Source organism: Streptosporangium sp. NPDC004631, assembly GCF_053601935.1.
Genome location: NZ_JBSGCR010000019.1, coordinates 1 through 19,634, shown reverse-complemented (window position 1 = coordinate 19,634; position 19,634 = coordinate 1). Strand labels below are relative to the sequence as shown.

Genomic DNA, 19,634 nt, shown 5'->3' with positions numbered 1-19,634 from the left:
GAATTCGCGGTGCGGGGAACCCGCGAGGAGAGACGGGGAGAGACGTCGCGCGCGGCCGAACCGCGCCGCGCCGGTACGCGGGCCCGGAGGTGCGGCCCGTGTTTCGGTGGCGCCGCACCGGCCGGTCATGGACGGCCCCGGGGCGGGGCAGCCGCCGAGATTTACCGAAAGTAGTCACAAGAACACATGTCGTAGTGCAAAATCGGGTCTCATGACTTCGAGCCTCCCCCTGCTTGCGGGCGCCGCGCTCGTCACCGGGCTGACGGGCACCTCCCTGACCGGCGCGGCGGTCACGGAGCACGGGCAGCGGGTCGCGAGCGCCGTGGTCCAGTCGGCCCAGCCCGGCCGGCCGGCCGCCGAAGGGGCGGTGGCGGCCTCGGAGACCGCGGACGTCGTCGGGCACCTGGCCGCCCGCGGCGTCGCCGCCCAGCGCCGGGTGCTCGACTACTGGACCCCGCGCCGGATGGCCGCCGCCGCCCCGATCGGCCTGCTCGGCACGGTGACCGGGGCGCTGAGCACGACCTCCGTCCCCGTCCCCGTCCATCTCCGGCACGGCCGGACCGGCGGGGCCCAGTGGAACACCGGCGGATGGGTGACCCGCACCACGGGGCGGGTCTTCCTGACCATCGACGGCGTCGACTTCGTGTGCTCGGCGAGCTCGGTCAGGAGCGCCAACCGGGACCTCGTGGTGACCGCCGGGCACTGCGTCAAGAACGGCGGCGGCGCGTGGGCCGACAACTGGGTGTTCATTCCCGGCTACGACCGGGGGCGCAGGCCGTACGGGCAGTTCACCGCCCGCCGGATGTTCGTCGCGGGTCCGTGGGCGCGTGACGGCGACGACAGCCACGACGTCGGCATGGTGGCGGTCGGCCGACGTGACGGCAGGCATCTCGGTGACGTCGCCGGCGCCCAGGACATCGCCTTCGGCACCCCCAGGGGGCGCCAGACCCACGGGTTCGGCTTTCCCGCCGACACGCCCTACGACGGCGAGCACCTGGTCTACTGCGCGGGCCCGGTCCGTGACGACCCGCACGGCCAGACCGGCGACCAGGGGCTGCGCTGCGACATGACCGCCGGGGCCAGCGGCGGTCCCTGGCTGAGCGGCTTCAACCCCGCCACCGGGCGCGGCACGGTCACCTCGGTGAGCAGCTTCAAGTACAGCGACGACCGCGGCACCATGTACGGGCCCTACTTCGGCGAGACCGCCCGGCAGCTCTACACGGTGGCCCAGAACTCCTGACCCCGGCAAAGCCCGGTACGGCCCCCACCCCGGGGTTGCGGAGTGCGGGCCGTACCCGGCCTTCCGGATGCCTCCGCGGCGCCGGTCGCGACACCGCTCCGAGAGGCGGCCACGCCGCTTACAGGGTCAGCCCGGTTACAGGGTCAGCCCGGTGAGAACCATGACCTTCTCGTAGGTGAAGTCGGCCATGGCGGAGCGGATGCCCTCGCGGCCGACACCGGAGTCCTTGACACCGCCGTAGGGCATCTGGTCCGCGCGGTAGGACGGGACGTCTCCGATGACCACGCCGCCGACCTCAAGTTCCCGGTTCGCCCGGAACGCGACGTCCAGGTTCCGGGTGAAGACCCCGGCCTGCAGGCCGTACGCGGAGTCGTTGACCGCGGCGAAGGCCGCGTCCACCCCGGAGACCGACTGGACGACCATCACGGGGCCGAAGACCTCCTCGCGGGAGACCCTGGCATCGTGCGGGACGTCGGCGAGCACGGTGGGGGCGACGGTGGCGCCGTCGCGGGTGCCTCCGGTCAGCAGCCGGGCGCCGGCCGCGACGGCCTCCTTGACCCACCGCTCGACGCGCTCGGCGGCCTCGGCCGAGACGAGCGGCCCGACCTGGGTCCTGTCGTCGGCGGGGTCCCCGGTGACCAGCGCCTCGACGGCCGGGACCAGCCTGGCCAGGAAGTCCTCGCGCACCGACTCCTCAACGATCACCCGCTGGACCGCGATGCAGCTCTGCCCGGCCTGGTAGTTGGAGAACAGCGCCACCCTCGACGCGGCCCAGTCGAGGTCGGCGTCGGCGAGCACGACCGCGGCGGCGTTGCCGCCGAGCTCCAGGGTGACGTGCTTGCGCGGCACCTGATCCATGATCGCGTAACCCACCGGACCTGAGCCGGTGAAGGAGACGACGGGCAGGCGCGGGTCCTCCACCAGGGCGGCGGCACGGTCGTTGGGCACCGGCAGCACGGAGAACATGCCCTCGGGCAGATCGGTCTCGGCCAGGATCTCGCCCAGCACCAGGGAGCAGAGCGGCGTCGCCGGGGCGGGCTTGACGATGACCGGGGCACCGACCGCGATGGCCGGCGCGACCTTGTGGGCCACCAGGTTGAGCGGGAAGTTGAACGGCGTGATCGCCAGGATCGGGCCGTGCGGGACGCGCGAGATGTAGGCCAGGCGGCCGGCGGAGGCGGCCTCGGTGTCCAGGCGCATGGTCTCGCCGCCGAGGCGGCGGACCTCCTCGGCGGCGAACCGGAAGGTGGAGATCGCCCGGTTGACCTCGCCTCGGGCCCAGAAGATCGGCTTGCCGTTCTCCTCCATGATCAGCTGGGCGATCTCCTCGGACCGCTCGGCCAGACGGCGCGAGACGTGGGAGAGGGCGTCGGCCCGCGTGTGAAGGGGGAGCGCGGCGGCCCGTGCGCGTACGGCCGTGGCGGCGGCGACGGCCTGCTCGACCTGGTCGGCGGTCGGCACGGAGCAGACGCCGACGACACGGCCGTCATGCGAGTTGATCACGGTGAGCTCGGCGTCCCCGGTGGCGGGACGACCGGCGAGCCAGAAGGGGCGCACGTCCATGGCTCAGACGGTACGTCACAGGTCAGAAGGCGGCGTTACTCCAATGTGCACAAGACACTTGCGCGAACACACCTTTGCGCATAAAAATAATTCTCCGTCGGGCTGTAACGAAAACAGGACACTTTATGGATATTTCTTATATGGCGGCGGTTTGAAGGATCTTCGCCCTGGCTAAGTCACCGATTGCAACTCCCTCAGAACGGAAGGGCGTGGCCGCATGACCTCTCCGCCGCCGCGCGGGTTGCAGGGTGCCTATCTACTCGGCGAGCGGGCCGGCCAGGACGAGCTTCGCGGCAGACTGCTCGACGTGGCCAGCCAGCTCCTTGTCACCAGCGGGCCGGAGAGCCTGTCGATGCGCCGCATCGCCGCCGAGGCCGGATGTTCGACGACCGTCATCTACACCATGTTCGGCAGCAAGGAGGGGCTGGCCGAGGCGCTCTACCTTGAGGGGTTCGAGCGGTTCCGCCGACGGCTTGAGGCCGTGCCGGCGCGTAAGAACGCCCTGGAGCACCTCACCGCGCTGGGCCCCGCCTACCGGGAGGCCGCACTGTCCGAGCCGGGTTACTACGCCCTCATGTTCGAGCGGGCGATCCCCGGCTTCGTACCGAGCGAGCGGGCCCGGACGCTGGCACGGGCCGCGCTCAACGTCCTCGACCGGGTGATCGCCGACTGCATCTCGGCGGGATACATCGTCCCGACGCAGCCCAGGAAGATCGCCGACGCCCTCTGGGCCGCCGCTCAGGGGGCCATCAGCCTGGAGCGCGCCGGTCACCTGCGCGACAGCCGCACCTACGACGCGGTCACCTACGCCACCGTCTCCCGCTACCTGGCCAAGAGGCCCCGCCCCCGGACTCCGTCCCCCCTCTGAGCGGTCCCGGCCTCCGGGGAGGGCCGCTCCCGCGTGTCCCCGCCGCTCAGCCCGCCACGGCCAGCGCGACCCACAGCTCGGCGCGGGCCGCCGGGTCGTCCAGGTCGCGGCCGAGAAGCTCGGCGACGCGCCGCATGCGGTAGCGCAGGGTGTGCCGGTGCACGCCGAGCCGCTGCGCCGCCGCGTCCCAGTGCCCGTTGCAGGCCAGGTAGGCGCGGAGCGACTCCAGCAGGTCGGCGCGGGAGCCGTACTCGCGGAGCGGGGCGAGCAACGCCGTGGAGAAGGCCGAGGTCGCCTCGGCGTCAAGCAGCGAGAGCAGGCCCTGACCCGCGAGGTCGGCGAAGCGCATCACCCGTTCCCCGCGGCGCCAGGCCGAGGCGAGCGCCCGGTCCGCCTGGTCGAGCCCGGTCCGCAGGTCGGCGGGGCCGACCGGGGAGCCGACACCGACCGGGCCGTGCTCGACGAGCGCGGCGATTGTGCCCTCGGCGCGGGCCGCCGAGACGGCGACCACCACCCGGTCTCCGTCGGCCGCCGCGAACCCCTCCTCCACGGCCTCCAGCACCGCCTCCTGATCGCCACCGACCGCCAGCACCACCAGCGGACCGGCGGGCAGCCCGTCACCCAGCAGTTCCAGGGTCTCCCGCCCGGCCTCCACCTCCCCGGCCAGCAGCAGCCGGAGCACCGCGGAGCGGACCCGGCGCTCGGCGGCCACGTGCTCCCTGCCGTGCTCGATGGCCAGTGTCAGCAGGGACCCCGCCGCGTTGACCACGGTGTGCGCGACCGGGGTGAACGGCCTGTCGACGCCGACCGCGAAGAACCCCCTGACGCGGCGCGCGCCGAGCGGCTGCACGATGACGTGCTCCTGTGGCGTGGAGAGCGCCAGGCTCACCGGCGCCCCCCGCCCCCCGGGTTTCCGCAGCCGCTCCAACTCGGGAAGGAGGCGCGCCACACCGGTGACGTTCTCTCCCCTGGCGTGCCGTACGGCTCCGGCCTCGTCGAGCAGGACCGCCCAGCCGCCGAGCTCGTGGGCCAGGCGGTCGATCACCGCGAAGGGTCCCTCGGGGCGGAGCGCGGCACGGGTGAGACGTCCCTGGGCGGCGAAGGCGCGGCTTATCTCGTCGTACTGCTCGGCGGCGATCAGGTCGCTGACCAGCTTGCCGATCGCGACGAACGGGGTGTCGCGCGGCACCTCGATCAGCGGCAGCCCCGCCAGGGCCGCCGCCTCCACCAGTTCGGCGGGAATCGTCTCGTGCCCCAGTCCGACGCCGAAGCCGAGCCCGGTGACTCCCCTGCCGACCAGCCGGTCGACGTACGGTCCCGCGTTGCCGGCGTCGAGGCGCATGCCCGTGGTGAGGACCAGTTCACCGCCCTCCAGGAACGGCGTCGGGTCCTCCAGCTCGCTGACCGCCACCCAGCGGACCGGCCGGTCGAGCCCGTCCTGCCCGGCGAGCACGCCGAGCCCGAGCGGCAACCGTCGCACGACGGTGCGGAGCGTCGGTGCCACAACCACCCCCGGTTTTGTACGTTACGGCTAGAGTGCTCCGGATAATTTTGCCATAGTGCATCATCGGTATACCGGCATGCGCGACATACCGTCACAGCATGAGCACCGTCACCCAGGGCGGCCCCTCGCTTCCGCAGGAGCGCCGGGTTGTCACCGAGATCCCCGGCCCGAAATCCCGCGAGCTGTTCGCACGTAAGCAGGCCGCCGTCCCTCCGGGCATCGGCATCACCCTGCCGGTCTTCGTGACCCACGCCGGTGGCGGTGTGGTCGTCGACGCCGACGGCAACTCACTGATCGACTTCGGCTCCGGCATCGCGGTGACCGGCGCCGGCAACGCCGCCCCTCGCGTGGTCGAGCGGGTGACCAGGCAGGTCGCGGACTTCACCCACACCTGCTTCATGGTCACGCCGTACGAGTCCTACGTCCAGGTCTGCGAGAAGCTCAACGAGCTCACGCCCGGCGACCACGAAAAGCGCACCTTCCTGCTCAACAGCGGCGCCGAGGCCGTGGAGAACGCGGTCAAGGTGGCCCGGCACGCCACGGGACGCCAGGCGGTCGTCGTGTTCGACCACGGCTACCACGGCCGGACCCTGCTGACGATGACGCTGACCGCCAAGAACATGCCGTACAAGCACCGGTTCGGCCCGTTCGCCCCCGAGGTCTACCGGGTGCCGCTGGCCTACCCCTTCCGCTGGCCCACGGGGCCGGAGAACTGCGCCGAGGAGGCGGCGGCCCAGGCGATCGACCAGATCGGCAAACAGATCGGCGCGGAGAACGTGGCCGCCGTGGTGATCGAGCCGATCGCGGGCGAGGGCGGCTTCATCGAGCCGGCCAAGGGCTTCCTGCCGAGGATCGCGGAGTTCTGCCGCGAGAACGGCATCGTCTTCATCGCCGACGAGGTGCAGACCGGCTTCTCCCGCACCGGCGACCTGTTCGCCTGCGAGGACGAGGGCATCGTCCCGGACATCATCGTCACCGCCAAGGGCATCGCGGGCGGGCTGCCGCTGTCGGCCGTCACCGGTCGCGCCGAGCTTCTCGACCGGGTCCATGTCGGCGGGCTGGGCGGCACCTACGGCGGCAACCCGCTCGCCTGCGAGGCGGCGCTGGGCGTGCTGGAGACCATCGAGGCCGACGACCTGACCGGCAGGGCCCGCCACATCGGCGAGATCATGCTTCCCCGGCTGCGGGCCATCGCCGAGAGGAGCCCGGTGATCGGCGACGTGCGCGGCCGCGGCGCCATGATCGCCATCGAGCTGGTCGTCCCCGGCACCACGGACCCGCACCCGACGGCGGCCGGCGAGATCGCCAGGCGGTGCCACGCCGAGGGCCTGCTCGTGCTGACCGCCGGCACCTACGGAAACGTGCTGCGGTTCCTGCCGCCGCTCGTCATCCCCGACCACCTGCTGGAGGAGGGCCTGATGATCCTGGAGAAGGCCATCAACGAGGTCTGATGGTTTAGATCATCTCAAAAGGGGCACCCGGCTTGAGGTCGGATGCCCCTTTTAGTGTGTTACCGCAGGCGCACAGGGAGTGATTTAACCGCCCCTTGACACCCAGCACAGCGATCACGGAGAGCGACGGCGTTATAACGGTTCCGGTATGAGACTGCGCGATCAAGACGGGAGGCGTGATGGACTGGAGACCGACCAGGACGGCACGGACCACGACGACGTTCGACCCCGAGGGCCTGACCCCGGCCCAGCGCGAGGGCGATGCCTGCGTGGCCTGTCACAAGAAGTGGCCCCGGCCTCGGGCCAGGGTCGGCCGCCTGCCCGACGACGGGCCTCTGTTCGCCTGCCCGGAGTGCGCGGACGCGCTGATCCGGGAGCCGGAGGAGAACGTCTACCCTCTCCCTCGCCGGGTGGCCTTCTCCTGAGGACCGGCCTCCACGTCCGGGGCGGAGTCCGGTGGGCGTCAGGCGGAGAGCAGAGCCTCCCGGCTCTGGTCGCGCATCCGCCACGGCGAGCCGTAGGCGTTGAGCAGCTCCAGGAACGGCACCGCGTCGAACGCCTCGGGGCCGAGCACCCCGGATCCCGTCCAGACACCGGTGGCCAGCAGCTCCAGCGCGACCACCGGATGCACCGCGGTCTGCCAGACCACGGCCTGGCAGCCGTACTCCCGCATCGACCACTCGTTGTCGACCACGTGGTACAGGTAGACCTCGCGGGATCCGCCGTCCTTGCCGACGCCCTTCACCCAGGTGCCCGCGCAGGTCTTGCCGCTCATCCGGTCGCCCAGCGTGGCCGGATCGGGCAGGCTGGCCGCCACCACGTCGCGGGGTGAGGTTTCGACCCCGCCGACCCGGATCTTGCCCGCGTTGTCCAGGCCGAGCTTGCGCAGGGTCTTCAGCACGCCGATGAACTCCTGGCCGAGGCCGTACTTGAACGTCACCCGCCCGGCGTCGATCCAGCGGGGGACGAGCAGCACCTCCTCGTGCTCGACGTTGACGCACTCCACCGGCCCGATCCCCTCGGGGAAGTCGAACACCTCGGGCTCGCTGAACGGCTCGGTGGTGTGCCATTCGCCGTTCTCCCAGACCACCGGGGGGTTCAGGCACTCCTCGATGGTCGTCCAGATGGAGAAGGTCGGCGCGAACTCATACCCCTCGACCACCAGGTTCGACCCGTCGCGGACCCCGATCTCCTCGATGCTCTCGAACAGGTGGTCGGCCGCGTAACGCGCGAACACGTCGGCCAGGCCCGGCTCCACCCCCATGCCCACGAGCGCCAGCCTGTCCCGGCTCCGCCAGGTGTCCGCCAGCGCGAACTGCTCGTCGCCCAGCTTCACCCCGGTCAGCTCGTACGGCCTGCCGGGATGGGGCCGCGACAGCGACATCGCCATGTCCAGGTAGTGCGCCCCCGCGTTGAGCGCCGCCTGGAACAGGGGCATGGTGAAACGCGGATCCACCGCGTTGAAGAGCACGTCACAGCGGTGCTCGGTCAGGGCCGCCTCGACCGCGGCCCGGTCGGAGGCGTCCAGCTCGACGGCGCTGAACCGCGCGTCACCGATCTTGGCCACCACGTCGGCGGCGCGGCTCTGTCTAGAGTCCGCCACCACGATGTGTTCGAAGAAATCTCGCCGTGCCGCGATCGGTACCACGGCCGAGCCGACGCCGCCCGCTCCCACAAGAAGGATTCTCATGCCGGGATCCTATCCACTGACTGGTCAACCAGTCGATAGCTAAAATAAGACAAACCCCCCAAATCTCACACCTCTGGTGAAGATGACCATAAAAAGGACTATTTTTCAGATCCCGCGCTCACCGCACCAGGTCGTGCCACCGCTTCTCCCAGTCGGTGTAGTCGGTGCACTCTCCGCCCAACCCCCCGCAGTCCCTTGTCGGGCGGGCGGCGAAGAGGACACGCCGCAGCCATGCGGCGTCACGGACGTGGTAGATCTCGCATATCCGGCGGGCGTCGCCGTCGCACGCCTCCGGGTTGGCGGGGGCGAGCCCCGTCCAGGCGGCGGCCGAGCGCTGCACGTCCGCCGAACCGACCCAGTCGAGCCACCGGTAGGCGCAGTTCGGGCTGGTGGCGCCGGCCCCGAGCATCCACGAGCCGACCCACCCGGTCGTCGCCGGGGCGTCCACCGCCTTCACCGGACGGCCGGCGCGCCGGAAGAGGTCCAGGTGGTACGGCAGAGCCTGGGCGAGCCGCACCTGCCCCGCCGAGAGCGCCTGAATCACCTCCAGCCCGTCCTCCCAGTAGACCCGCTCCCGGCCGTTCCGGGCGGCGAGCAGTTCCACCGCGGCGTCGAGCTGGGCGGGGGTGAGCTGGAACGGATCCTTGATCCGCAGCTCGGGCCTGGTCTCGCGGAGCGCGAGGGCGGCGTCGGCGAAGCCCAGCGGGCTGTCGCGGATCGCCACCGCTCCGGTCCGGTAGAGGGCGTCGGGCCCGCCGGGGGCGTCTCCCTCACGGAGGACCCGGGTGAACCCCCAGAGATAGGGAACGCCGTAGACCTTGCCCTTCTGCCGCACGGCGGGCAGCTCGCGCAGCCGCTTGGGGATGTCCTTGTAGGAGCGCAGCAGGGCGGTGTCGACCGGCGCGACCGCCCCCTCCGCCATCAGCCGTCCGGCCAGTTCCGGCGCGGGTGAGACGACGTCGTAGGAGTTGCCGCGGAGCCTGTCGGCCATCTCCTCGCTCGTCTGCACCCGGTCGAGCCTGCTGACCCGGCACCCGGTCAGCTTCTCGAAGGGCGAGACCCAGTTGGCGTCGGAGACGGCCGCGCCGTACTCGACCTGTCCCTGGAAGGCGAGCACCTGCAGCGTCCCCTCGCCCTTGCCGATCGACGCCGAGGGCGTCGGGCTGGGGCTCGGATCGGAGCCGGACGACGCCGACGCCGACGCCGAGGGTGTCGTGACGGCCGGGGAGGCCGAGGGAACGGGAGCCGGCGCCCGCCGGTCGGCACCGGCCGCCCCCGTGAAAACGCAGACCACGAGCGCCAGGGCCCCCGCCGGCGCTCCGAGACGTGTACGGCGGAGCCTGTCCCTGCTCACGAAGTCCCCTCACGAAGCCGTTACCCACCTGCCCGGAGCCTACCGGCCCCTCCCCGGCCGGGCCGAGCACGCGGCCCGGCACCGGCATGGTCCTCAGGCCGGGGGAGACGCCTTCGAGCAGGCCGGGCCGCGCGGGCGGGCCGTACGGGGATCAACCTCCGGTCGGGAAGCCGAGGTTGACGCCACCGTGGCTGGGGTCGAGCCAGCGTGACGTGACGACCTTGCCCCGGGTGTAGAAGTGCACACCCTCGGTGCCGTGGACGTGGGTGTCGCCGAAGAGCGACGCCTTCCAGCCGCCGAAGCTGTAGAAGGCCATCGGCACCGGAATCGGCACGTTGATGCCGATCATGCCGACCTCCACCTCGTTCTGGAAACGCCGGGCGGCGCCGCCGTCGTTGGTGAAGAGCGCGGTGCCGTTGCCGAACTCGCCGCGGTTGATCAGCTCCACCCCCTCCTCGTAGGAGGAGACGCGCACGATCGCCAGGACCGGGCCGAAGATCTCCTCCCGGTGGACCCGGGAGTCGGCCGGGACGTGGTCGAGGACCGTGGGGCCGAGCCAGAAGCCGGGGGTGTCCGCCGCGGCGCCGCCGCCGCACACCGGGGTCAGCCGGCCGTCCACCACGAGCTTGGCCCCCTCGGAGACGCCCAGGTCGAGATAGGAGGCGACCTTGTCCCTGTGGGCCTCGGTGACGAGGGGGCCCATCTCGGACGCGGGATCGTCGCCGGGGCCGACGGTCAGCGCGGAGACCCGGGAAACGATCCTGTCGACCAGCTCGTCGCCCACCGGGTCCACCGCCAGCACGACGGAGATCGCCATGCAGCGCTCCCCCGCCGAGCCGAAGCCCGCCGAGACCGCGGCGTCGGCGACCAGGTCGAGATCGGCGTCGGGCAGCACGAGCATGTGGTTCTTGGCGCCGCCCAGCGCCTGGACCCGCTTGCCGTGGGAGGCGCCGGTCTCGTAGACGTACTTGGCGATGGGCGTGGAACCGACGAAGGAGACGGCCCGCACGTCCGGGTGCTCAAGCAGCCGGTCCACCGCCACCTTGTCGCCCTGGACGACGTTGAAGACCCCGTCGGGCAGCCCGGCCTCCTTCCAGAGCGCGGCCATCAGCAGCGAGGCCGACGGGTCCTTCTCCGAGGGCTTGAGGATGAAGGCGTTGCCCGCGGCGATCGCGATCGGGAACATCCACATCGGCACCATGACGGGGAAGTTGAACGGGGTGATCCCGGCCACCACGCCCAGCGGCTGACGGATCGAGTAGGAGTCGACCCGGGTGGAGACGCCCTCGGAGAACCCTCCCTTGAGCAGGTGCGGGATGCCGCAGGCGAACTCCACGACCTCCAGGCCGCGGGTCACCTCGCCCAGCGCGTCGGAGTGGACCTTGCCGTGCTCGGAGGAGACGAGCCCGGCGAGCTCGTCACGGTTGGCGTACATCAGCTCGCGGAAGCGGAACAGCACCTGTGAGCGCTTGACCAGCGAGGAGTCGCGCCATGCCGGGTAGGCCGCCACCGCGGAGGCCACGGCCGCGTCGACCTCGGCCACCGACGCCAGCTGGACGTGCCCGGCCACCTCACCCGTCGCCGGGTTGAAGATCTCGGCCGTACGGCCGGAGCCCCCGGCGGGGGCTCCGGCGATCCAGTGGGTGATGTTCTTCACGACGACACGACCTCGGTGTTGATGACTTCAAGTGCGTTGACGATGATCCCGAGGCCCTCGGCGGCCTCGTCCGGGGTCAGGGTGAGCGGCGGGGCCATGCGCAGCACGTTGCCGTACAGGCCACCCTTGCCGGCGAGCAGACCGGCCTTCCTGGTCTCCTCCATGAACCGTGCCGCGAGCGCCGGGGAGGGCTCGCGGGTCGCCGGGTCCACCAGCTCGACGGCGAACATCAGGCCCTTGCCCCGGACGTCGCCGACGATCGGCAGGCGCGGCGCGGCCTCGCGGAGTCCGTCGATGATCAGGGTGCCGGTGCGGGCCGCGTTCGCCTGCAGGTCGTGGTCGAGCACGTAGTCGAGGGTCGCGGTGGCGGCGGCCATGGAGATCGGGTTGCCGCCGAAGGTGGCCAGGCCGACCGCGTGGAGGTTGTCCATCAGGTCGCCCCTGGCCACGACGCCGCCGACCGCGAACCCGTTGCCCAGGCCCTTGGCGAAGGTCATCATGTCGGGCGTGACACCGTGGTTCTGGATGCCGAAGAACGACGAGCCGGTGCGCCCCCAGCCGGTCTGCACCTCATCGGAGATGAACAGGATTCCCTGGGAGTCGAGGACCTCCTGGTAGGCGGCGAACAGCCCGTCGGGCGCCATGGTGAAGCCGCCGACGCCCTGGATCGGCTCGGCGATCAGCGCGGCCACGTCGCCCCCGACGGTGGTGGAGAGCACGTGGCGCAGGTCGTCCACGCAGGCCGCGATGTAGTCGGCGTCCGACAGCCCGCGGAACTGGGTGAGGTGCCGGTCGGCGCCGTGCAGGAAGTGCACGTTCAGCGGCGACAGTGAGTTGTTCTTCCAGGCGCGGTTGCCGGTCACGCCGACCGTGCCGAAGGAGCGGCCGTGATAGCTCTGCCGCATGGCGAGCACCTGGTCGGACTTGCGCGCGTAGGTCGCCAGCAGCAGCGCGGTCTCGTTGGCCTCGGTGCCCGAGTTGACGAAGAAGACCTTGGCGTCCTTGATGCCGGACAGTTTGGCGATCTTCTCGGCGAGCTCGACCTGGCCGCGGAGCAGATAGACCGTGGAGGTGTGCACGACGCCGGTGGCCAGCTGCCGCTCGACGGCCTCGCGCACCTCGGGCACGTTGTACCCGATCATGTTGGTCAGGATGCCCGCGAAGAAGTCGAGGTAGCTCTTGCCCGACGCGTCGACGACCCGGTTGCCCTTGCCGCTGACGATCTCGATGGGGTCGTTGTAGTAGAGGGCCAACCAGTTGGGCATTACCGCACGGTGGCGCGCAAGAAGGTCCGACATACATTGAGTATCACTGTTCCGGACGACTGCTCCCACCGGCAACATGTCGGGATATTTCCACTAAACCCAGCAGAGTGTCAGAGTCACCCTCGGATTCCCCCCCCCGACGCCGCCGAGGGAGGGTCCCGTACGGCTTGCGCCCCGCGACGGTTGGCGCAAGCCGTACAGGGGTTGTTCGGGTGGAGAGCACCCCCCAGGCTCCCCACCCGAGCATCGGCGATCAGCCGAACCGGTGAGCGCGAACCGCACCCTTCACGTCCACCTCCGCCGGCTTGAGCGGCCCATGCGCCCATGGTCACCCATATTTGCCACTAAATCAATCTGAAATACATGAATTTTTGGGCACCCCCGGCGGCCGGGAGATCGGCTCAGCTCCCCGTCTCGACCAGCTCCGCCTCCGGGACGGCCTGAACCCTGGGGGCGGGCCGGAGCACCGCGAGAGCCAGCGCGACGGCGGCGAGGGTGAAGACGACACCCACCCAGGAGCCGAACGACATGGCCGACAGGAACGCCTCCCTCGCGGTCCGCATCACCCCGGGGTCTCCCAGCTGGAACGCGCCGCCGATCGACGCCCGCGCGGCGGCCGGGGCGCTCGCCGGCATCGAGGAGGTGTAGACCCCGGCCAGCACGCTGCCGAGCACGGCGACGCTCAGCGCCATACCCACCTGCTGCACCGTGTCGTTCAGCGCCGACCCCACCCCGGCGTGCTCGGGCGGCACCGCGCCCATCAGGGTCGCGTAGATCGCGGGCCCGGCGAGACCACCGCCGACACCCATCAGCATGAGGCCGCCGATCAGCATGCCGTACCCGCTGTCGGCGGTCATGAGGGCGAGCACGACGAACCCGAGGGCCATCACCGTCATGCCGGCCGCGATCAGCGTGCGGTTGCTGACCCGCTGCCCCAGCCCTGCGCCGACCCCGTTGAAGAGCGCGGCGGCCACGGCGTACGGCAGCAGGGCCAGCCCGGCCTTCATCGGCCCGTAGCCCAGCACGAACTGGAGATACTGGGTGAGCATGAGCAGCAGCGCGCCCGTGCCGAACGACATGAGCACGACCGAGAACGACGATCCGCTGAAGTTGCGGTTGCGGAACAGTTCGAGCGGCAGCATCGGATGGGCCGCCCTCCGCTCCCAGAGCATGAATCCGCCCAGCCCGAGTACGGCCACCCCGGCGGCGACCAGGACCGAGGGGGAGGACCAGCCCTCGCCGGGAGCGGAGATGACCACGAAGACCAGGGCGCTCATGCCCGCGGTGGAGAGCAGCACGCCAACCGGGTCGAGCCCCCGGGCCGGGCCTCGCGTCTCGGGCATCAGCACCACCGCCGCCACGACGGCGACGAGCGTGATGGGCACGTTGAGCAGGAAGATCGAGCCCCACCAGTAGTGTTCGAGCAGGAAGCCGCCGAGAGTGGGACCGGCGATCACACCGACCATGGCCACCGCGCTCCAGGCGGCGATGGCCTTGCGGCGTTCGCCGTCGTCGAAGACGGTGATCAGGATGGACAGGGTGCTCGGCATGAGGATGGAACCGCCGACCCCCATCAGCGCGCGGGCGGCGATCAGGTGCCACGGCTCGGTGACCATGAGGGCGATCAGTGAGGCCCCGCCGAACAGCACCAGGCCGATGATCAGGAAACGCTTGCGGCCGTAACGGTCGGACAGGCTGCCCGCGGTGAGCAGCAGCCCGGCGAAGACCAGAATGTAGGCGTCAATGATCCACTGAATGTCCGAGGGGCTGGCCCCCAGGTCGGTCATCAGGGCCGGGATGGCCAGGTTCAGGACGGTGTTGTCCACCACGAGGACCATAAGACTGAGGCAGAGCACTCCGAGGATCCACCAGCGGCGGGGGTCGGGCTCTACTCGCACAGCGTTCGATTTCACTCGCACACTGTACGACAAACCTCGAACGGCGTGCGAGGGGATTTATGCTTGAAGGGTGAAGCCACCCTTGACCTCGGTCTGGACTCGTGAGAGCCGTCCCGCCAAAAGTCCGACGCTGAGCCGGTCACAGATCGTGCGGGCTGCCGTGGAACTGCTCGACGCCGAGGGAATGGACGCCCTGAGCATGCGCCGCCTGGGCGCCAGGCTCGGCTCCGGGGCGACGAGCATCTACTGGCACGTGGCCAACAAGGACGAGCTGCTCGAACTCGTCCTCGACGAGATCTTCGGCGAGGTCCCGCTGCCCGCCCCCGAGGTGACCGGCTGGCGGGACGCGGCCTCGGTGTTCGCCTACGGCCTGCGCACGACGCTCTTCGCGCATCCCTGGTCCACCACGCTCGTCGGCACCAGACCGGCCATCGGCCCCAACGCGATGCGGCTGTCGGGCCGGCTGCTGAACACGTTCACGGTGGCGGGATTCACCGGCCTGTCCCTGGACCACGCCTCGTCGGCGCTGATGGCCTACGTGCTGGGCACGACCGGTCCCGAGATCGCCTGGCGGAGCGTCATGGCCGGTTCGGAGACGAACGACGAGGAGATGCTCGCCGCCATGAAGGTCGTTCTGGACCAGACCGCCGGCGACCATCCCGAGCTGGTCGCGCGCTACGCGGAATACGCCGACGTGGACGCGGAGACCGTCCGCGCCCTCAACTTCGACTTCGGGTTGACCTGCCTCCTCGACGGCCTGGAGGCGCACCTGAGACGCCGGCGCGCCCCGGGGCCCGTGGCAGCCGAGGACCCGGAGGACGCGAGGTCGGGCGATACCACGACGACGGTCAACCCATCGGCCGGGCGATAATCCACCCCAAAAGCCGCTCACCTGGAGATCTGACGCAACAGCCTGTAAGTTGTCTACTTTTCCTCCTTACAACCTGATGGGATACGCTCGACGGGTGCTCCCTACCATCGCCGACGTCCTTGCCCTGGATACCGTCCGTCGAGGTAATCCCCGAGTGGTCGCGGGAGCCGACCGGCTGGACACCCGGGTGCGCTGGGTCCACGTCGGCGAGGTCACCGACATCGCCCACCTGTTGCGCGGCGGGGAACTGGTGCTCACCACCGGCATCGCGCTCCCCGACGATCCGGACAGCCTGGCCGCCTACATCGCCGAACTCGCCGCCGTGGGAGCCTCCGGCCTGATCGTGGAGCTGGGCCGTAGGTTCATCGGAGAACTGCCCCGCTCCGTGGTCAACGCCGCGGAGGAGCACGGCCTGCCCCTGGTCACACTGGCCCGCGAGACCCCCTTCGTGCAGATCACCGAGTCGGTGCACGCCCGGATCATCGACATCCAGCTGGAGGAGTTACGCGCCTCCGAGCAGCTCCACGAGGTCTTCACCGAGCTGTCCGTCGAGGGCGCCTCCCCCGCCGAGGTGCTCAGCCAGGTCGCACGGCTGTCCGGCCGCCCGGTGCTGCTGGAGAACCTCGCCCATCAGGTGCTCGCCTGCGAGACGGCGGGACGTGACACCGGGGCGCTGCTGGCGAGCTGGGAGACACGCTCCCGCGCGGTGGCGCCCAGCCGGCGCACCGCCTACGACTCGGCCTCCGGCTGGCTGGTCACCATGGTCGGCGCGCGCGGCCAGGACTGGGGCCGGCTGATCCTGCTCTGCGACGGCACACCAGAGCCGCGCGACATCGTGCTCGCCGAACGCGCCGCCACCACCCTCGCCCTGGGCCGCCTGCTGGAGCGCCACCAGGAGTCGCTGGAGCGCCAGGCGCACGGCACGATCATCGCCGGCATCCTGACCCACGCCTACGCCGACCCCGAGGAGGCCGCCGCCCGCGCCCGCGCGGTCGGCGTGCCGCTCACCGGCCGCAAGCTGATCAGCGTGGTGCTGCGACTGTCCGAGTCGGCCGAGGGCCCGCCGGAGGGTCAGGAGCATCTCGCGAGACTCGGCGAACTGGCCGATGCCGCGGCCGCCGCCTGCCGCGACGCCCGATTCCCCGCCCTGGTCGGCGCCCTGGATCAGAACCGCGTCGGCATCCTGCTCCCGCTGCCCCCTCGCACCTTCACCGAGCCCACCCTGACCGCGCTCGCCGACCGCCTGCGCACAACCTTCACCTCCCCGTTCGTCCTCGCCGCCGGCTCGGTGGTCGAGTCGATCCGCGACGTACGGCGGAGCTTTCTGGAGGCCGAGCAGGTCGCCGACGTGGCCGTCAGACAGCCCGACGGCCGCCCCTTCTACCGCCTCCCGGACCTGCGCCTGCGCGGCCTGCTGCACCTGCTGCGAGACGACGCCCGCCTGCAGACCTTCGCCGAACGCGAACTCAGCCCGCTGCTCGCCCACGACGCCCAGCGCGGCGGCGACCTGACCAGGATCCTGCGGATCTATCTGGCCGCCGGCCGCAACAAGGCCGTCGCCGCGCAGAAAGCCCACCTGTCCCGTCCGGCCTTCTACGACCGGCTCCGTAGACTAGAACGCGTTCTCGACACCGACCTGGACGATGTCGAGTCCTGTCTCTCCCTTCACGTCGCACTACTGGCGCTGGAGTCCTTCCGGAGAGACAACCCCCGCACCTGAAAGGCCACCATGCCCGAGATCCTCGTTCCCGAGAGCGCCGACCTTGCCCGCATGGTCACCGCCGCCGGAGTCTTCGCCGTCCCCGTCGACGACGTACGGCTGTCGCCCGACGAACTGGACCCCGCCCAAGTCCTGGCCGGCTCACCACAGGTCTCCTCGGTCGAGCTGTGGTCCTCCCCCGACGGCTCGCAGAGCCGCGGCATCTGGGAGATCACCCCCGGCACCGTGACCGACGTCGAACGCGACGAAATCTTCGTGGTCCTGTCCGGCCGCGCCACCGTGGAGGTCGAAGGCGGCGTCAGCATAGATCTCGTCCCGGGATCGGTCTGCCTGCTCGCCGACGGAGCCAAAACCACCTGGATCGTCCACGAGACCCTTCGCAAGGTGTATCACTCCATGCTCTAGGGCCCCCGGGACGGGGCGGCGCAAGCCGTACAGGACCCAGACTCCGTACGGCTTGCGCCCGTCTAACCAACCGTGTCCTCCGCGGGCGGCGGCCACACGACCCCTGCCATCGACCTCTTGGCAGGCCGCCTGATCTGCCGCAACCGAGACGACGCGTCCCCCTGACCGTAGCGTCGTCCCCTCACTCTCCGCAGCGGAACGGCGAGGGGCGAGGGGCGACCCCACATTGAGCGGCGCGTCCACTCCGACCGGAACGGCCAGCCGTGTCCCCCCGTAAAGGGATCGCGTGGGAAAGAATACTTTCTTTGCACGTTTAGCGTGTTTCACTCACCTTGACAGGTAGATCTCGGCACCATGGTGGCCCGGAGTATGGTCATCAACGGGGAGAGATAGACATGTCACGACGTCTCATCGTCGGGCTTTCAGTCGTAACACTCGCTGTCACAGCGATTCCAGCCCAGGCGGAGCGGGCCACCCTGACCTTCCCCGCCTCAGCGTTTCCCCTCGGTGAACGCGTGGCTCCGGTCAAGGACCAGCGCAGCGTGGCTCAGGGAGTAAGCCTCTTCAGTGTGCAACACGGTCGATCCACCCAGGGGTGGACCGTGACCGTGCTGATGCCCAACGGCCACGATGACGGTTCCCTGACCACCGCTCAGACGAAGGCCGGGGAGGTCGAGGCCGCCGGGTTCACCCCGAGCGTCCAGAAAATCGTGCAGCCCGCCGCCGCGGACGCCCCCGCGGTGGAACGGTATGTGGTCCGCGTCGGGATGTGGACGTTCAAGCAGCGCGCCAAAGCCGACAAGGTGGTCAAGGAACTCAAGGCGTTCAACCTCCGGGCCAAGACCGACTACCTCGGTGACGACGGCCTGGAGACCACCGGCCCCTGGAAGGTCCGGGTGCTGATGGTGGATCCGAAGGTCTTCCGGGGATCGTTCAAGACGAGCATCGGACAGACCATCGCCAAGCGCGAGACCACCAGTTCGATGTCCAAGCTCACCGGCGCCATCGCCGGTGTCAACGGCGGCTTCTTCAACATCCACACGGTCAAGGAGATCAAGGGCGACCCGATGGGGATCTCCGTGGTGGGCGGCAGGCTGCTCAGCGAGGCGGTACCCGGCCGGAGCGGCCTGGTGGTCAACGGCCGCAAGATCCGGATCACGGAGCTCAAGTCGACCGTCACCGCGACCTCCTCCGACGGGACGAGGGCCGAGGTACGGGGCGTCAACCGGGCCCCCGCCGCCGACGAGCTCGTGCTCTACACCGAGGAGTTCGGCACCAAGACGGCGGCCGACGGCGGCACCGAGGTCGTGCTCAACGCCCAGGGAAGGGTCATCGCCACCCGCCAGGCCGGCGGTGCCGTCCCACGTGGCGCCTCGGTGCTCCACGGCAACGGCGTCATGGCCGACTGGCTGCTGGAGCACGCCGCGGAGAGCGCGACCGTGAGGCTGGACACCAAGGTCGTCGATCTGCGGACACGGCGAACCGTACCGCTCACCCCCGAGACATATGTCATGGGCGGCGGCGTGGGGCTGGTCAACAACGGCCGGATCAGGATCACCGCGCTGGCCGACGGGCAGGCCTCGGTCAACATGATGCTCCGCCGACACCCCCGGACGATGGCCGGCATCACCAAGTCCGGCGGCTTGATCCTGGCCACGGTGGACGGCCGCGTTCCGGGCGTCACCGTGGGCGCCTCGATGGTGGAGGCGGCCCAGCTGATGCGCTGGCTGGGTGCCAAGCAGGCCATCAACCTCGACGGCGGTGGCTCCAGTGCGATGGTGGTCGGCCACAAGGTCGTCAACCAGCCCTCGGACGGCGCCGAACGGCCCGTGGGCGACGGCTTGTTCATCACCCCGTAAGGGAACCTGCTATTCCGGCGAATGCCCTGGTCCGCGATGGACCAGGGCATTTTGCTTATCGGGATGGATCATCGGGTCACGGCCAACCCAAGCCCGGCAGTGAAACGGCGGACACCCCCAGAACAGCCCCCCACACACCCCACCCGGGGGTCACCCCCGCCGGGGAAACCCGCCCCTCCCCACCCCGGGAACATCCCCCGACAACGCGAAAAAGGGCCACCCCCACAAGGGGGGGTGACCCTTCCTCTAAAGATTGTCCGGCGGCGACCTACTCTCCCACACCGTCCCC

15 protein-coding genes are annotated in these 19,634 nt (G+C 70.4%); 8 read left to right on the top strand and 7 right to left on the bottom strand.

Annotated features, from left to right (window positions below; translation table 11 throughout):
• Positions 1 to 211 precede the first annotated feature (211 nt).
• Positions 212 to 1,240: a trypsin-like serine peptidase gene (locus ACWEF2_RS19720; protein WP_453817087.1), complete on the top strand. Its 1,029-nt coding sequence runs from the start codon at positions 212 to 214 to the stop codon at positions 1,238 to 1,240.
• Positions 1,241 to 1,375: 135 nt separating this feature from the next.
• Here the strand turns inward: ACWEF2_RS19720 and ACWEF2_RS19715 are convergent, their stop codons facing one another.
• Positions 1,376 to 2,803, bottom strand: coding sequence for an aldehyde dehydrogenase family protein (locus ACWEF2_RS19715; RefSeq protein WP_453817086.1), 1,428 nt, complete (start codon positions 2,801 to 2,803; stop codon positions 1,376 to 1,378).
• 217 nt (positions 2,804 to 3,020) lie between these two features.
• On the opposite strand from ACWEF2_RS19715, the gene ACWEF2_RS19710 reads away from it, so the two are divergent.
• Positions 3,021 to 3,671, top strand: a complete 651-nt coding sequence (locus ACWEF2_RS19710; RefSeq protein WP_453817084.1) for a TetR/AcrR family transcriptional regulator — start codon at positions 3,021 to 3,023, stop codon at positions 3,669 to 3,671.
• 46 nt (positions 3,672 to 3,717) lie between these two features.
• Here ACWEF2_RS19710 and ACWEF2_RS19705 read toward each other — a convergent pair whose 3' ends face one another.
• A complete protein-coding gene (locus tag ACWEF2_RS19705; RefSeq protein WP_453817083.1) occupies positions 3,718 to 5,175 on the bottom strand; it encodes a PucR family transcriptional regulator in 1,458 nt (485 codons plus the stop codon).
• Positions 5,176 to 5,273: 98 nt separating this feature from the next.
• Between ACWEF2_RS19705 and gabT the strand changes: the two genes are divergently transcribed.
• Positions 5,274 to 6,626 carry a 4-aminobutyrate--2-oxoglutarate transaminase gene (gene gabT, locus ACWEF2_RS19700; RefSeq protein WP_453817081.1) on the top strand — a complete coding sequence of 451 codons (1,353 nt, stop codon included), beginning with the start codon at positions 5,274 to 5,276 and terminating at the stop codon, positions 6,624 to 6,626.
• Between the two features lie 179 nt (positions 6,627 to 6,805).
• Positions 6,806 to 7,051, top strand: coding sequence for a hypothetical protein (locus ACWEF2_RS19695; protein WP_355597601.1), 246 nt, complete (start codon positions 6,806 to 6,808; stop codon positions 7,049 to 7,051).
• 38 nt (positions 7,052 to 7,089) lie between these two features.
• Here ACWEF2_RS19695 and ACWEF2_RS19690 read toward each other — a convergent pair whose 3' ends face one another.
• From ACWEF2_RS19690 to ACWEF2_RS19670, 5 genes are all read right to left on the bottom strand, one after another.
• Positions 7,090 to 8,316 (bottom strand): saccharopine dehydrogenase family protein, encoded by a 1,227-nt coding sequence (locus tag ACWEF2_RS19690; RefSeq protein WP_453817079.1) that lies wholly within the window; start codon positions 8,314 to 8,316, stop codon positions 7,090 to 7,092.
• Positions 8,317 to 8,434: 118 nt separating this feature from the next.
• Positions 8,435 to 9,670 carry an extracellular solute-binding protein gene (locus ACWEF2_RS19685; RefSeq protein ID WP_453817077.1) on the bottom strand — a complete coding sequence of 412 codons (1,236 nt, stop codon included), beginning with the start codon at positions 9,668 to 9,670 and terminating at the stop codon, positions 8,435 to 8,437.
• 151 nt (positions 9,671 to 9,821) lie between these two features.
• Positions 9,822 to 11,327: a CoA-acylating methylmalonate-semialdehyde dehydrogenase gene (locus ACWEF2_RS19680; RefSeq protein ID WP_453817075.1), complete on the bottom strand. Its 1,506-nt coding sequence runs from the start codon at positions 11,325 to 11,327 to the stop codon at positions 9,822 to 9,824.
• Complete coding sequence (locus tag ACWEF2_RS19675; protein WP_453817073.1) at positions 11,324 to 12,625, bottom strand: aspartate aminotransferase family protein; 1,302 nt, start codon at positions 12,623 to 12,625, stop codon at positions 11,324 to 11,326. Before ACWEF2_RS19675 ends, ACWEF2_RS19680 begins: the two co-directional genes overlap by 4 nt.
• Positions 12,626 to 12,993: 368 nt before the next feature.
• Positions 12,994 to 14,505 carry an MFS transporter gene (locus tag ACWEF2_RS19670; protein ID WP_453817071.1) on the bottom strand — a complete coding sequence of 504 codons (1,512 nt, stop codon included), beginning with the start codon at positions 14,503 to 14,505 and terminating at the stop codon, positions 12,994 to 12,996.
• Positions 14,506 to 14,572: 67 nt separating this feature from the next.
• On the opposite strand from ACWEF2_RS19670, the gene ACWEF2_RS19665 reads away from it, so the two are divergent.
• The 4 genes from ACWEF2_RS19665 to ACWEF2_RS19650 all read left to right on the top strand — a co-directional run bounded on the left by ACWEF2_RS19665 (position 14,573) and on the right by ACWEF2_RS19650 (position 19,345).
• Positions 14,573 to 15,361, top strand: a complete 789-nt coding sequence (locus ACWEF2_RS19665) for a TetR/AcrR family transcriptional regulator C-terminal domain-containing protein (RefSeq protein WP_453817069.1) — start codon at positions 14,573 to 14,575, stop codon at positions 15,359 to 15,361.
• Between the two features lie 94 nt (positions 15,362 to 15,455).
• Positions 15,456 to 17,081, top strand: coding sequence for a PucR family transcriptional regulator (locus ACWEF2_RS19660; protein WP_453817067.1), 1,626 nt, complete (start codon positions 15,456 to 15,458; stop codon positions 17,079 to 17,081).
• 9 nt (positions 17,082 to 17,090) lie between these two features.
• The gene (locus ACWEF2_RS19655; protein WP_453817066.1) at positions 17,091 to 17,486 is read left to right on the top strand and encodes a cupin domain-containing protein; all 396 of its coding nucleotides are present in this window, start codon (positions 17,091 to 17,093) and stop codon (positions 17,484 to 17,486) included.
• 569 nt (positions 17,487 to 18,055) lie between these two features.
• Complete coding sequence (locus ACWEF2_RS19650) at positions 18,056 to 19,345, top strand: phosphodiester glycosidase family protein (RefSeq protein ID WP_453817065.1); 1,290 nt, start codon at positions 18,056 to 18,058, stop codon at positions 19,343 to 19,345.
• The last annotated feature ends 289 nt before the right edge of the window (positions 19,346 to 19,634 follow it).